Raw genomic sequence first — 14,054 nt, forward strand, 5'->3', positions numbered from 1 at the left:
CTTTTGACGCTCGCCGGTCCCTTACATCGAGCCCTGGCGTCCAGAATTGAAGTTGGGCGAAGGCGATCCGCATAATCGTATGCCCGGCCTGGCCGGCTTCAACGTGCGAGCGCTGCAGCAGTTTCAACAATGATGGCGAGTCGGCATAAATCTTCTTGAGAGGCTGGCGCTTAATCCCGGAACAAACGCGGCAATCAGCACTTCGCCTTGCTCATTTCGATGACGGCCATAGTGTTATTGCGCGCTTCAAAAGCTGGACAGCGATTCCGCTAATTCCCGGACAGCGTTTTCACAAAAGTCCGACAGTTCGTCGAGGTTGGTCCTCGGCAGCCTGGTTGCTGTAGGGCTGATTGATTTCGGTGTTCTCGGAGTCGGTCAAGAGGGCCGAGGCTTTTTTCTTCGGATGCTCTCGCCCTGAAGGGCGATGCGGTGTGCATTGTGCACGAGCGGTCGTGTATAGCGTCGGCGACCGTGCTGTCGTTAATAAGGTCGTGCCAGCTTGCCACGGGGACCTGGGCGGTGATCAGGGTGGATTTTCTCTGATAGCGCTCCTCGACGATTTTCGAAGAGGTGGAAGCGCTGCTGATCGGAGAGAGCATGGTTGCCGAAGTCGTCGTGGATGAGCCAAGTGGACACGGGTGAGCTTGTCGATGAGGCGGGGAAAGGAACCATCGATGCGTCGCTCTCGAACAGGATAACAGTGCGGCTTCGGAAAAGTCCGGACAGGCTTTCCGGTAATCTCAATGATGAGATCCGCGCCCGCCGTTCCAAAAAAAGGTTCGGCACGAAGCCCGCATTTTTTGCACTGGGCTTACGGCGTGCTGATCCACTGTTTCGTCATTACTATTCCCGAGCCTTGCAACCGAGCCGGAAGCGTCAGGCGAATGCAGGATTCCTGCGCTCGTAGAGCGTCCCAGCTTGGTCAGCACAACCTGACGATACGCGCCATCTTGGCGGCAAAGGCATTTGACGCAGCTGAATTGTCACGATCAGACGGCAGTTGGATCCTCATTGGATGGCCAGTGTTGCAAAAATCACAGGCTGGAGATCGGACTTGCGCCCTGGTGAATTTCCGCCACCGCATCGGGGTCGGTCTTCAACCCGGCAACTTCGACTTCCCAATTATAATAGAGACCGCGGCCGGGGCTTTGGCGGAGAGGGTCAGTCCTGGCGATGCCTCTCTCGAGCCGGCCTACATTGCAGCTGCCAGGCGGTTGGTTGAGCGCGGAGCCGTCGCGATAACCAGGGACTGCGGCTTCAGTATCTGGTGCCAGGCTGCACTGGCCACGTCTGTCAAACTTCCCGTGGCCATGTCGAGCCTGCTACTGGCGCCCACGCTCCTCCGGCAGCTTCCGGCCGGCGCAAAGCTCGCCGTCTGGCCGCAGACTCAAGACACTGCGGCGAAGAGCTGCTGGGCATGGATTCATCCGCAGGGGCAAGAGTAGCCATCGGCGGCATCGAAGGTAATACGCGGCCGGCTAGTGTTACCGAAATGGAGTCCCCGGGTTGCAGTCTGTGTCGCGACTTCGCGCCGCACATCCCAAGATTGACGCACTCCTATTTGAATGTACATTGTCCCCGATGGTGACGTCAGCAATCCGTCGTAGGACAGGACTGCCCATCTATGACGCCGCGCCCCTTTATCGAATGACATTCGCGTCCGTGGCTTGACCGCTTGGAGGCCGTCAGGTGCTTGAGCGCGGCAGTCTCAAGTTTTAAGGGGTGGCAGCGTGGAATCTGCTCCTCGCGAAAGAAGGAAGCCCCAGGCGACTTTCGATCGTATATGCCGCGGCTAGGACGGAGGTGTCGGAATAGCGCGCGCCGACCAGTTGTAGCCCGACGGGCAGCCCTTGATCATCCAGGCCCGATGGAATCGATGCTGCTGGTTGCTGGGTCAAGTTGAAAGGGTAGGTGAAGGGCGTCCAGTCCACCCACCCCTTGTAACTATCATCCGGCACATTTCGCCCGACGGGGAACGGCGCGATAGGCATCGTCGGTGTGACCAAGAGATCGTAATTTTCGTGGAACTTCGCCATCAGAGCGGAGAGCTCGAACCGCATCGCCTCAGCTTCCTGAAATTCGGTAAGGGTGATCTTCAGCCCGCGTTCGGCACCTTCCAGAAAGCCAGGATCTAGTAATTGTCTTTGCTGTTTGTTCATTCGTGACACAATACGGGCGGCGCCAGCGAACCAGAATGTAGAAAACACCTCCACCGGATCCGCAAATCCCGGATTGACTTCGGCCACCTCGGCCCCAAGAGCTCGAAGCTGGTCGATCGCATTATCGGTAACGTTTTGGATATCTCGCGCCACCTTGACATAGCCGAGGTTCCGACTGTAGCCGATCCGCAGGCCCCTGATGGTGGTCTTTGCTGGATCGGGGTCGAGACCTAGGTACGCCGGACCCGCATAGCCATCGCGAGCGTCCTTTCGTGCAATCACATTCATCATCAGGATCGCATCCGCAACGGTGCGGGTCACCGGCCCCAAATGAGACAGCGTTGTCATGGCGCTAGCTGGCCATTGCGGAACGATGCCGAAGGTTGGCTTGAAGCCGAAGGTCCCCGTGAAGCTCGCCGGTATCCGGATTGATCCCCCGCCGTCGCTACCCTGATGAAGAAAGCCAAGGTTGAGCGCAGCCGCAACTGCCGCCCCTCCCGACGACCCGCCTGGTGTCAGGTCAGGATTCCAGGGATTGCGGGTGATCCCGTAGACCGGGCTGTCTGTTACCCCTTTCCAGCCAAATTCTGGAGTGGTTGTCTTGCCCAGGATAACGCCACCGGTCTCACGGATACGGGCTGGAACAGGGGCGTCTTCAGTCCAGGGTCCCTCGGTGCTGCCGGACAATGAGCCACGTCTTGTCGGCCAGCCTCGTGTCAAGGTGAGGTCTTTGATGGTGGCCGGAATGCCATCTAGTACTCCGGCTGGTTCCCCCTTCATCCATCGACCCTCCGAGGCCCGGGCAGCAGACCTGGCCCCTTCGTGGTCGACGAGGCAAAATGCGTTCAGCGCCGGGTTGTTGGCGTCGATGCGGCTGAGACAGTCATCGACGACTTCAACAGGCGAGAGCTGCCGCCTTCGGTAGAGTTCCAGGCATTCGCACGCCGACAGACCCTCAAGAGATGTTGGCACGGATGAACGAGTTTTCATTTTACGAGGTCCGCTACATTCAAGCCTGGCATAAGACGGCAGTTATTCATTCGTTCTGCGGCCCTTGTCAGACCGATCATCAAGACGTCGGACGGGATCCCAACGTGTTCTCTACGAGCTTGATCCAGTACGATGTTCCATAAGGAATCGCCTCGTCGTTGAAATTGTAGGCAGGGTGATGCAGGCCGGCGCTGTCACCGTTCCCGCACCAGACGAAAGCACCCGGCCGCGCCTGCGCCAGGAAGGAGAAATCTTCCCCCCCCATTACCGGTGGCGTCTCGAGCACATTGTTTTCACCGGCCACGCCCTTGGCCGCGCTTCTCGCAAGGTCGGTCTGCTGGACCTCATTGAAGAGAATTGCGTCGAAGCTCTGAAATTTAATATCTATCTTCGCGCCGGTTATCTGGGCGATGCCGGCGACCACTTCGCCCACCCGCTCCTTCACGAACTTGCGCACCTCCGGCTTTAGCGTCCGCATGGTGCCCACCAACTCCGCTGTTTGCGGAACGACGGGGACTAGTCTCTGCCCGGACTGGAACTGGTGGAACGAAATTCCTGCCGAGTCGACAGGGTCAATGTTCTGAGCCAGGATATGCTGCAGGGCCGTCACAAGCTGAGCGCCGACCAGAATCGGATCGATGCATTCATGAGGCCTTCCAGGGTGCCCCCCTCGCCCTTCAATGCTAATTTCTATGCTATCAGTTGCCGCCATCACTGGACCTTGCCGGATTCCGAAGACACCTACCGGCAAGCCCGGACGATTGTGCATTCCGTAGATGTGCTCGATGCCGAACCGCTCCATCAAACCGTCATCTAGCATGGCAACGGCGCCGGTACCGATCTCCTCGGCAGGTTGGAAGATCATGACCGCCGTTCCAGCGAAATTCCGAGTATCGGCAAGATAGCGCGCGGCACCCAACAGCATCGCGGTGTGGCCGTCATGCCCACACGCATGCATCAAGCCCTTGTTCTTGGACGCATAGGGCAGATCGGTCGCTTCGTTGATCGGCAGCGCATCCATGTCAGCGCGCAATCCGATAACCTTTGGGTTACCGTCGCTCACGACGCCGTTGCCCTTGATGACGCCAACGACGCCGGTTTTGCCGATGCCGGTCGCGACGGCGTCGCAGCCGAATTCGCGCAGGCGCTCGGCGACAAATGCCGAAGTACGGGGGATGTCGAAGCCCAGTTCGGGATGTGCATGGATGTCCCGGCGCCAAGCCACTATCTCGGGGAGAAACTCTGCGACGCTATTGAGAATTGCCACGGGGACTTTCCTTTCTTGCCGGTTGCAGGCGAATTTCACGCTTTGTCCTTGCGAGAGCCGGGAGACCCGTTTCCGCGCTGCCGGGAGCACAGCATCCTCTGTGCGACGTAGGCACCCCAGCTATTCCGCCGACTGAAGCCGCTCCAATTAGCCGGGGACCGACAATCCTGAATTCCGCTCCGCCCAGAATGTAGCAAGTGCCAAAGAGCTTGGTTGCGCGAAGGGCGCCTTGGTCCCGCAGAATATCATCGTTTTTTGGTCATTGGCGCATAACACCTGCAGGCTGAGAGGAGGTGCCCTGGTATATATGCGGGACCATTCAAAATAGGACAGCCGACATTCAGAAGTGCGGGACAACTGCGACCCGCGGAAGGCGCGTGGTGGTTGCCTGGGCGGGCTCTTTTGAAGGCTACTCTTCAGCAATTGGCAGAGCAAACGACGCCTTGATCCGATCCATTACAACGATTGTCTTGAACCCCTTTACTTCAAGATGTTCGTAAAAAAAACGACGGGTAAACGCCTCGTACTCGGCCATGTCCTGAGCAGAGACCGTAATAATAAAATCCGCTTCACCCGTAACGTAGTAAGCGTTCATGATCTCAGGCGTCCGCCGAATTGCCTGCTTGAAACGATCGATGATATCGGCGCGATCGCGCTCGAGAGTGATGGATACCAGCAGGAGCAGGGGCCGACCGACGGCTTCCGGTGAAACTATGGCAACGTCCGCTTCGATGACGCCAGCGTCTCGAAGTCGCTTTAATCTCCGCTGACAAGCGGTAGCCGATAGTCCGGCAAGTTCGCCCAATTCCTCTGTCGTAAGGCGATTGTTGCGCTGCACGACGTTGAGAATCTTCCGGTCAATTCGATCCAGATCCATTCACAATCTCTGCTCATGATGATATCGGCCAATGCCAAGGCCGCCAGTCCGTACGTCCAAAATGTAGCAAGTGCCAAACGCCCTCTCGGCGCTAAAGTCGGTCCAAGTCGCAGAAAATCGGCGTTTCTTTCGCCATCTGCGCACAATACCGGCATAGTATAACTATCTGAGGGGTGCCGCTGAATCGATGGGCGTTGCTGGTGAGCAGTTGCGGGCCAGCGCAAGAACGGCAGATTCGATCGGGTGGGGGCGATCCCCGGTCGAAAAGATCCTACCGATCTCGTTGCTCAGGCGCAGAAAACATGAGTTGCAGCACGCTCGCATCAGTTCGAGGCAAGCGTGTTAGGGAGCGACATCACCAAGGGTGTCGGCGTTGCAGCATAAATCGGAGACCATGAGAGTCAGGCTATGAACCGGCCCCGGCTTTCGGATGCCTTACGGCCCTCGCGCGTCGGCCGCGAGTGAACTATGATCCGCATGGGTGTGGGGCTGGAGGAGAAGGTCGTCGGCTCAGTCAGGCTAACGTCGCTCCAAGCACTGGTAAGAAGCCCTATCCGCGGTCTGAGAATTACCCAAATTGATCTCTCGTGAGGCAGTTGTTGCAGCTGCATTCCGTCGAGACGCTTCAGTGATCCGCGAGAATGGCTCGCGATCTCTGCGTGAATCGCGGTTTGGCGCAGGAATGCGGCGTGGGAGACCGAATGTTAGACCAAAGTCGGCACGAGCACCGTGTAAAATGGGCAGGTCAGCGCAGACCAGTCTGGCGGCATTCTTACCCTTGCCGGAACGATCGCCTGAACAAGGTAGCTCAACCGCCGTCCGCACTCCCAGGAGAGAAAGCCATATGCTTCCCTTGGACATCCTCCGAAAGGAGTTTCCAGCCACAGCAAACGCCATCTACATGGATGTCGCGAACCAGGGCCTCATATCAAGCACAACATTGGCTTCAATCGAGCCTCATTTGAACAATCGGCTGCATGGCCTAAACGACGAAGAAAGAATGCTCGAACACGTCGAGCGTACTCGCGCTAGGTTCGCACAATTTATCAATTCAGATCACGATGAAATTGCAATTACCAAGAATGCATCGGAAGGCATCAACATCATCGCTAATGCGATCGATTGGAGAGATGGAGACAACGTCGTTCTATGCCCAAAATTGGAACACGCAAATAATATCTTGCCATGGATTCAGATCAGAGACCGCTACAATGTCGAGTTGCGAGTCGTAGAGCCGGATAACGGCTCAATTCCCCCTGATGCATTCGTAAAGGCGATTGATTCTCATACCCGCGTTGTTGCCTTGGCGACGGTGACGATGGTTCCGGGGTTTCGGACCGTCATGGAGCAGATATCCGAAGCCTGTAGGCACTACGGTGCATTTCTTTTGGCGGACGCGACGCAATCTGTTGGGATACTCCACACCGACGTCAATCGACTTGGCGTAGACGGTGTAGCAGTGTCCACTGTGAAGGGTTTGATGGGTCTTTATGGATCGGGTTTTTTATATTGCCGTAAAGAATGGGCCGATCGGCTGAGCCCGGCCTATCTTGCGCGCTTCAGCGTAGATTTCGGAAACGCGCCAGAATCAGCTCCGGTACCTAGTTTTGTAAAGTTGCGCTCTGGCGCGCCCCGCTTTGATATCGGGCATTACAACTTCCCTGGCATGTTGGCTGCATATGCATCAATGGGCCAGCTACTTGATATCGGAACCGAGGCGATCGACCAGAGCGTTACCTCACTCGCAAAACGTATGGCCACTGGTCTCTTAGATATCGGGCTTCCGGTCTGCGGCGGGCCACCAGGCGCTCACACTGGAAGTATCGTAGCCGTTGGCGATTCCAGCGATCTTGTTGAAGGGCGCCCAGTCGACGCCCGCATTCGGTCGCTTCACGAGCATTTCACGAAGAACGGGGTAATCGTCTCAATACGCAGAGGCATGCTCCGGTTTTCCCTGCATCTTTACAACACCGCCGATGAAGTCGATCGCGTAATCAATCTGGCCAAGAGCTGGTCGAAGTAAGAGCGACACGGCTAGTTCATGCACACAGGAGAGTACATGTCGACCCAGAGCGCCGAGACTATCGGACTTCTCCAAGATCTTATAAAGATCGAGAGCATCAATCCATCGCTGTCGCCAAAAGGTAGTGGAGAGCAAGGTGTAGCCAAGTTCCTCGAGGGTTTTTGCAAGGAGCGGAAGCTGGCTTACGGGATACAGGAGGTGGCCGATGGTCGCTCGAATTTCCTGACCTGGGTACCTGGGAAAGAACCCGATAGGCGTATTCTATTCATTGCTCATATGGATACCGTTCCTATCGATAGGTGGGAATCAGATCCATTCTCGGGTGAGCAACGGGACGGGCGAATATATGGGCGAGGTAGCTGCGACACAAAAGGCTCACTTGCAGCTATGTTGATTGCGCTTAGCTCACTTGGTGAACGGCAGCCCCGGGCCACGGTTGTTGTGGCAGCCAGCATTGACGAAGAGTACCGCAAACTTGGCGCCCGCGCTATAGCCGATTCCGGTGTCGCTTATGAGGGTGCGGTAGTCGGTGAACCCACCGAATTAGAGCTCGTTGTAGCTCACATGGGTTCTGTCCGCTGGCAAATCGAGGTTCAGGGTGTACCGGCTCATACGTCGAAGCCTCATCTCGGAGTGAACGCGATCACGGGCATGGCCAAGGTGGTATTGGCACTTGATGAGCACCATCGATCCCTTGTGTCTCGGGCGCAGCACCCATTGGTAGGGTCATCACAGCTGACCGTGAGCCTCATCGAAGGAGGTTTGGAACTTACCACTGTACCGCCGGTATGCCGTATCTGGGTCGATCGGCGTCTCATACCCGGGGAGCGGCCGCAGGACGCGTTGGCGGAGGTAGAAAGCATACTGGAAGGCCTTCGCCAGGGCGAAGACAAGATCAATGTTCGGTCATTGCTTCCCGCATTGGAAGACCCGCCTCCAATCAGTTCCGGGTCGAGCAAAATTGCAGCAGTCGCAGGAGCGGCTTGTGCCCACGTCGCGGGGACCGGAGAGCAGAAGGGAGCCACCGGCGGCTCGGATGCAAATCAGCTGTCATTGGCTGGGATCCCGTGTGTGATTATCGGACCCGGGCGTACTGCCCAAGCCCATACGAACAACGAGTTCGTTGAAATCGATCAACTGACCAAGGCTGCTGATTTGTACCAGAGAATCATGCTCACATATTAGGAGTGGCCGGCCTGATGGGGGTGCTCAAACCCCGTCCATTGGGCCGCGGACGCCCCGGATGCTGCATGAGCGTGGCGGCCGCAACGTCCCGATCTTCGCTGGTCTCGTCGGCGCTTCCCACGTAGATCTTGCCGCCCGTGCTTGAAATTCTGTTGCGACAGGCAGAGTGCGTCTTCACCATAGGGAGGGCATGATCTTCCACCGGAGACGCAGAGCCACCGAAAATTTGGCGCTCATATGCGGATAACGTACGGCAAGTGCCTAGGAAATGCAGATTTTCCGCGACAAGAAGAAATCCTCGGGGAAAACAGCCTCTTGTGACGTGATACGAAGAGAAAGTATGCGGACAGGACGAATGCCTGATCCGTTCGAGGAATGCCTGTTTTGAAGGACTCGACGAGATGAAATATGAGAAGCCATTTCCGCCCGAGGAGTTTCGGCGTCGTGTTCATGACGTGAAGCAGCGGATGGAGCGAGCGGGGCTGGACTTGCTGATCTGCCAGGATCCCGCGAATATGTATTGGCTTACCGGCTTTGACGGCTATTCGTTCTACGTGCCTCAGGTGGTCTTAGTGCATCTCCAGTCGGACATGCCCCTCTGGTTCGGACGTTTCGTCGATGTAAATTCCGCTTATATAACGACGGATCTGCCTAGAGAAAATATAAGCTCATTTTCCGATCATAGACTTCAACATCCAGAATTACATCCATTTGACGATCTTTGCGAGCTTATCAATTCGCGCGGCTGGGGATCTGATCGAATCGGTGTCGAGCTTAACGCCCACTTCTATACTGCCCGAGCACATCAACATCTCGTCAAAGGCCTTCCGAATGCAAAATTCTCTGATAGCCGCGAATTAGTCAATTGGGCACGGCTTATAAAATCTGACCTTGAACTAGTCTACATGAGAGAAGCGGGCCACCTTGCAACGCATACGATGCAGACGGCAATCGCTAACCTAAGGCCTGGAGTGCCGCAACATGAGGTCGTCGCGGAGGTGTACCGGGCCCAGACACGAGGGGTGGACGGTAAATATGGCGACTCTAGCGGTCCTCCTCTTATCCAGACTAGCGAACAAACGAACGCTCCGCACCTCAGTTGGACCGAGGAGCCCTTGCCGACCTCTGGCCTGGTTCTCATGGAGTTCGGCGCCACCCGACGCCGCTACTGTGCGCCGCTGTGCCGCACCGTCCACATCGGAAAGCCACCCGCAGAGGTCTCGCGTCTTGCTGAGGTTATAGTGGAAGGCGGGGATGCTGTGCTCGAGATGGCAAAGCCTGGTACCGTCGTTGAGGAGCTTAATGCGGTGTGGCAAGATATCCTCAAGCGGAACGGGTATATCAAGATAGGCCGCTCCGGCTATTCAATCGGACTCAACTTCCCGCCGGAATGGGGCGAACGCACGGTTAGTATTCGCGCGGGCGACAAGACCATCCTACAACCAGGAATGTGCTTCCATTTTCAGTCGGGGGTTAGGCTCGAAGGGTTCGGCGCCGCCATCTCTGAATCATTTATTGTAACCGAAAGGGGCGGTGAGCGATTGGCAGATGTTGATCGCCGCTTGATCGTCGTGGACTAGGTGATTTGGATGTGACCCAAATCGTTTTGCGATCTCACTGGGTCCGTTCGAAGCCGGTTGAAATTTGTTTCTGCGGCGAGCGGATGAACGGATCTAGCTTAAGGACGGCGCTGTCTGAGAGGTGCGGCATGCCCAACCTCTGGGACAGGAGAATCTCGCCTAGCACATGAGTTCTCTGCATCAGCGGAGATTAAGATCCGTAGGCCGAAATGAGCCACCTGTGACGCGAGCGCGGCGTGAACGTTGCCCCATTCTACAAATGCGCGGATGACGCAAGAGGACTTAGCTTTTGAGGAGCATTGAGGACGAGTTTACGCGCGCCTGAAGCGGGCTCTTGCCAACCCTGCGCGCCGGTGGGAACGCGAGTATGGTCCGCCCCGTCCGTGCAACACGTCGCGACATCAGCACACGTTGTTCCCGATAGATGGCTCGGCAGCGAAGCTCGCCTTTTGCCCGGGGCTCGCTTCATCCTTTTCTGCTGTTTCGTGCGACTTCACCACTTCACCAAGTGAATGTCTGGGTTATCGCGGGGACCTCAATTTCGGGACCCCAAGACCTCCTTCCGAATGAAGTCGTCCGCGATGCCATCGTGTCTGAAGCGGTCGCGGTCACCCTGCACAGTGCCGGACGAAAGTAGCCTTGCGGCGAGTTCCGTCTAAGATTCGAGGCGGTTGCGCCTGCGTCAGTGCGCCTGATCGGTGTCGGTCGAGAACTTAATGCCACGAGGCCAGATCGGGAACTCGGGATCGGGAGATCGGCGCTGGAACCAACTACTTTCCGCGCCGCCGGCGACCAGCGCGACCTTCGCTCGCGGTCGCTAAGCCTCCTGGCAAGTGAAGTTGTGAGCCGTGTCCAATTCTACGCGAATTGGCTGCTGTTTGCAGGAATGCAGCTAAAGGGGCATCAACTGCGCTGCCGATCGGCGCTGTGGCAGCAATAACCTAAAGGCATCAGCATACCATTGGAGTCTTAGATGAGGGGTACGTCAATCACGGCATTACGCAGGCTCAAACGGCCAGACCTTTTGCGTGGTGATGCGTATCTGAACGGCGCCTGGCTCTCCAAATCAGATACTCTTGCCGTGTTTGATCCTGCCAGCGGTGACGAGATCGCTCAAGTTGCGGCTTGCGCAGACGCCGACGTTGACGACGCGGTCCATTGCGCAAGAGCAGCGTTCCTCAAGTGGCGCGACATGCTTCCGTTACAGCGTGGTGCATATCTGCGGAAATGGGCGGCAGGCATGCGGGAGAGCGCCGAAGACCTGGCTGTCATCATAACGGCCGAGCAAGGAAAACCGATTGCTGAAGCCCGCGGCGAAGTTTCATACGCTGCCGGCTTTTTAGATTGGTTTGCAGGGGAAGGGGAGCGGGCTTACGGCGAAACGATTCCCAGCCATCTCCCCGCAAGCAGGCTGGCCGTGCATTTGCAGCCGATCGGGGTGACTGTCGCCATTACGCCATGGAACTTCCCAGCGGCAATGATCACCAGAAAGGCTGGAGCTGCACTGGCCGCTGGCTGCACAATGATTGTAAAGCCGGCACCCGAAACGCCACTGTCGGCCCTCGCGCTTGCCCGCCTTGCCGGGGATGCTGGCATTCCGCCCGGCGTGTTTCAGGTGATCACGGGCGAAGCTCCGCCACTTGCCAAACGGCTGTTGTTGCATACCCACGTGCGTGCGTTCTCTTTTACGGGCTCCACCGAGGTCGGCAGAATCCTTCTCGAGCAATCCGCGAAGACAGTGAAGAAAGTCTCGCTCGAACTTGGCGGCAATGCTCCTTTCATCCTTTTCGGCGATGCGCCGATCAACGCTGCGGTCGCCGGTTGCATGGCAGCCAAGTTCGCGACATCCGGTCAGGACTGTCTCGCGGCAAACCGGATTTATGTGCAGCGAGAGATTTACGAGCATTTTACGGAAAAATTTGCCGAGGCCACCAGTAAACTAAAGGTCGGGCACGGATTGGAGCCAGGTGTCGACATCGGTCCGATGACAAAGACGTCTGGTGCTGACAAATGCAGGCACCAGGTTTCTGAGGCTCTAGCAGCCGGGGCTCGAATGGTAGCAGGCGCACAGCACAATTCGCTTGGCGGGAACTTCGTCACGCCGGCCGTGCTTGCTAATGTGACCGATGACATGGTGATTGCGAAGGACGAAACGTTTGGACCTGTCGCTGCAATCCTGCCCTTCGACGACGAACGGGAGGTGGTCGCGCGAGCCAACAATTCCGAGATGGGACTTGCGGCCTACGTCTATACCCAAGATCTCAACCGAGCCATGCGGCTCTCCGACCGGCTCGAATATGGCATGGTTGCCGTGAATACTCCAAAATTTACGGGGCCGGGCATTCCGTTCGGCGGCTGGAAACAATCCGGCCTTGGTCGCGAGGGCTCAAGGCACGGTCTTATCGAATATCTCGAACCCAAATACCTCTGCATCGGCAACATCGCGGCCTGAAAGGAAGCATTCAATGACCATCAACATCAAAGAGATCACCGAAAAGGACCGCAACTCGGTCTTGCATCCTTTCACTCAGCTTAAAGATTTCGCCACTGGCAAGCTCGGCGACCCAACGATCGTGGTGACAGGGAAGGGGATCCGCATCCAGGACGCGCATGGCAACCAATTTATCGATGGCTTTGCCGGCCTATACTGCGTCAATGTCGGGTATGGCCGCACGGAAGTCGCCGATGCGATCTCGCGTCAGGCCTATCGCTTGGCGTATTACCACTCCTATGCGGCGCACACGACCGACGAGCTTGCGATCCTCTCCGATCGCCTTGTGAAGATGGCGCCGGGCAAGATGAGCAAGGTGTTCTATGGCATGTCCGGCTCGGATGCGAACGAGACCCAGGCCAAGCTTGTTTGGTACTACAACAACCTGCGTGGCAAGCCGACCAAAAAGAAGATCATCTCCCGTGAACGCGGCTATCACGGCTGCAGCGTCGTGTCGGGCTCGATGACGGGCATGAGCTTTTATCACGACCACATGGACCTGCCACTTCCGCAGATTGTTCACACGGGTGTTCCACATCATTACTGGGGCGCAACCCCGGGCGAAACCGAGCGCGAATTCTCCGCTCGCCGCGCCGCCGAGCTTGATCAGTTGATCGAGCGGCTCGGCCCGGACAACGTCGGCGCCTTCATTGGCGAGCCCGTCCTCGGCACAGGTGGTATCACGCCTCCGCCGGAAGGCTATTGGGAAGCGGTACAGACGGTCCTCAAAAAACATGATGTGCTGCTGATTGCCGATGAAGTGATCACAGGGTTCGGCCGCACCGGTTCCATGTTCGGCTCACAGCACTATGGCATCGAGCCAGACCTCATCACGATCGCTAAAGGTTTGACGTCGGCCTACTTCCCGCTTTCAGCGGCAATCGTCGGTGAGAAGGTGTATAAAGTCCTGGAGGATGGAGCCGACAAGGTCGGGGCATTCTCGCACGGCTACACCTACTCTGGTCATCCGATCGGCGCCGCCGCGGCCAACGCGGTCCTCGATATTGTCGAGAAAGAAGACCTCCCCGGCAATGCGCGTGACGTCGGCGCGTTTTTCCAGGCGCAGTTGCAGGAGAGGTTCGCGCAGTTGCCGATCGTCGGCGAAGTGCGGGGCGTCGGTCTTATGGGCGCAATCGAGTTCGTTGCCGATCGCGACAATCGGAAGCGTTTCGATCCGGCGCTCAAGGTAGGTGCGCGAATCTCGAAGGCCGCCCGTGACCGTGGTCTTATCGCTCGGGCCATGCCGCACGGGGACATTTTGGGCTTTGCTCCGCCGCTGGTTACAACCAAAGCTGAGGCGGAGGAGATTGTTGCAATCGCAGAAAGCGCCGTGCGCTCGGTTATGGATGAGCTTGTTCGCGAGAGTGAGAAAATCTGAATGAGTTGGGCCATCTTGTCGTAATCAAGGCGCAAACTCAAGCGACGGCCTGATCGGCTTGCGGGGCTGCCAGCTGAGCTGGTGCCGCGTTCCGCTCATTGAGT

10 protein-coding genes are annotated in these 14,054 nt (G+C 57.2%); 6 read left to right on the forward strand and 4 right to left on the reverse strand.

The genetic code is table 11. The features are described 5' to 3' along the window. Positions 1 to 269: 269 nt before the first annotated feature. Positions 270 to 599, reverse strand: a complete 330-nt coding sequence (locus CK227_RS28990) for an ATP-binding protein (RefSeq protein ID WP_272482847.1) — start codon at positions 597 to 599, stop codon at positions 270 to 272. Positions 600 to 601: 2 nt separating this feature from the next. On the opposite strand from CK227_RS28990, the gene CK227_RS37860 reads away from it, so the two are divergent. Further along, a complete protein-coding gene (locus CK227_RS37860; protein ID WP_164548505.1) occupies positions 602 to 907 on the forward strand; it encodes a hypothetical protein in 306 nt (101 codons plus the stop codon). Between the two features lie 808 nt (positions 908 to 1,715). Here CK227_RS37860 and CK227_RS29000 read toward each other — a convergent pair. The 3 genes from CK227_RS29000 to CK227_RS29010 form a co-directional block, all read right to left on the reverse strand. Beyond that, on the reverse strand, positions 1,716 to 3,149 hold the full coding sequence (locus CK227_RS29000) for an amidase (RefSeq protein WP_063169332.1): 1,434 nt from the start codon (positions 3,147 to 3,149) through the stop codon (positions 1,716 to 1,718). A 79-nt stretch (positions 3,150 to 3,228) separates the two neighbouring features. Further along, positions 3,229 to 4,416 (reverse strand): M20 aminoacylase family protein, encoded by a 1,188-nt coding sequence (locus tag CK227_RS29005; protein ID WP_063169331.1) that lies wholly within the window; start codon positions 4,414 to 4,416, stop codon positions 3,229 to 3,231. 409 nt (positions 4,417 to 4,825) lie between these two features. Continuing rightward, the gene (locus CK227_RS29010; RefSeq protein WP_063169330.1) at positions 4,826 to 5,293 is read right to left on the reverse strand and encodes an Lrp/AsnC family transcriptional regulator; all 468 of its coding nucleotides are present in this window, start codon (positions 5,291 to 5,293) and stop codon (positions 4,826 to 4,828) included. A gap of 844 nt (positions 5,294 to 6,137) precedes the next feature. On the opposite strand from CK227_RS29010, the gene CK227_RS29015 reads away from it, so the two are divergent. The 5 genes from CK227_RS29015 to CK227_RS29035 all read left to right on the forward strand — a co-directional run bounded on the left by CK227_RS29015 (position 6,138) and on the right by CK227_RS29035 (position 13,950). After that, positions 6,138 to 7,316 (forward strand): aminotransferase class V-fold PLP-dependent enzyme, encoded by a 1,179-nt coding sequence (locus CK227_RS29015; protein ID WP_063169329.1) that lies wholly within the window; start codon positions 6,138 to 6,140, stop codon positions 7,314 to 7,316. 36 nt (positions 7,317 to 7,352) lie between these two features. Continuing rightward, a complete protein-coding gene (locus tag CK227_RS29020) occupies positions 7,353 to 8,501 on the forward strand; it encodes a M20 family metallopeptidase (RefSeq protein WP_063169328.1) in 1,149 nt (382 codons plus the stop codon). A gap of 401 nt (positions 8,502 to 8,902) precedes the next feature. After that, positions 8,903 to 10,081 carry a Xaa-Pro peptidase family protein gene (locus tag CK227_RS29025; RefSeq protein ID WP_063169327.1) on the forward strand — a complete coding sequence of 393 codons (1,179 nt, stop codon included), beginning with the start codon at positions 8,903 to 8,905 and terminating at the stop codon, positions 10,079 to 10,081. Between the two features lie 973 nt (positions 10,082 to 11,054). After that, entirely contained in the window at positions 11,055 to 12,533 is a 1,479-nt protein-coding gene (locus CK227_RS29030; protein WP_063169326.1) for an NAD-dependent succinate-semialdehyde dehydrogenase, read from the forward strand. Positions 12,534 to 12,546: 13 nt separating this feature from the next. Continuing rightward, on the forward strand, positions 12,547 to 13,950 hold the full coding sequence (locus CK227_RS29035) for an aspartate aminotransferase family protein (RefSeq protein WP_063169325.1): 1,404 nt from the start codon (positions 12,547 to 12,549) through the stop codon (positions 13,948 to 13,950). The last annotated feature ends 104 nt before the right edge of the window (positions 13,951 to 14,054 follow it).

The organism is Mesorhizobium sp. WSM4308 (genome assembly GCF_002294905.1).
In the GTDB taxonomy this organism is placed as follows: domain Bacteria; phylum Pseudomonadota; class Alphaproteobacteria; order Rhizobiales; family Rhizobiaceae; genus Mesorhizobium.

What these genes read in the sequence shown, in the direction of transcription:
- CK227_RS28990 (WP_272482847.1), bottom strand. Translation starts at nt 599, where the DNA reads ATGCTCTCTCCGATCAGCAGCGCTTCCACCTCTTCGAAAATCGTCGAG.
- CK227_RS29000 (WP_063169332.1), bottom strand. Translation starts at nt 3,149, where the DNA reads ATGAAAACTCGTTCATCCGTGCCAACATCTCTTGAGGGTCTGTCGGCG.
- CK227_RS29010 (WP_063169330.1), bottom strand. Translation starts at nt 5,293, where the DNA reads ATGGATCTGGATCGAATTGACCGGAAGATTCTCAACGTCGTGCAGCGC.
- CK227_RS29015 (WP_063169329.1), top strand. Translation starts at nt 6,138, where the DNA reads ATGCTTCCCTTGGACATCCTCCGAAAGGAGTTTCCAGCCACAGCAAAC.
- CK227_RS29020 (WP_063169328.1), top strand. Translation starts at nt 7,353, where the DNA reads ATGTCGACCCAGAGCGCCGAGACTATCGGACTTCTCCAAGATCTTATA.
- CK227_RS29025 (WP_063169327.1), top strand. Translation starts at nt 8,903, where the DNA reads ATGAAATATGAGAAGCCATTTCCGCCCGAGGAGTTTCGGCGTCGTGTT.
- CK227_RS29030 (WP_063169326.1), top strand. Translation starts at nt 11,055, where the DNA reads ATGAGGGGTACGTCAATCACGGCATTACGCAGGCTCAAACGGCCAGAC.
- CK227_RS29035 (WP_063169325.1), top strand. Translation starts at nt 12,547, where the DNA reads ATGACCATCAACATCAAAGAGATCACCGAAAAGGACCGCAACTCGGTC.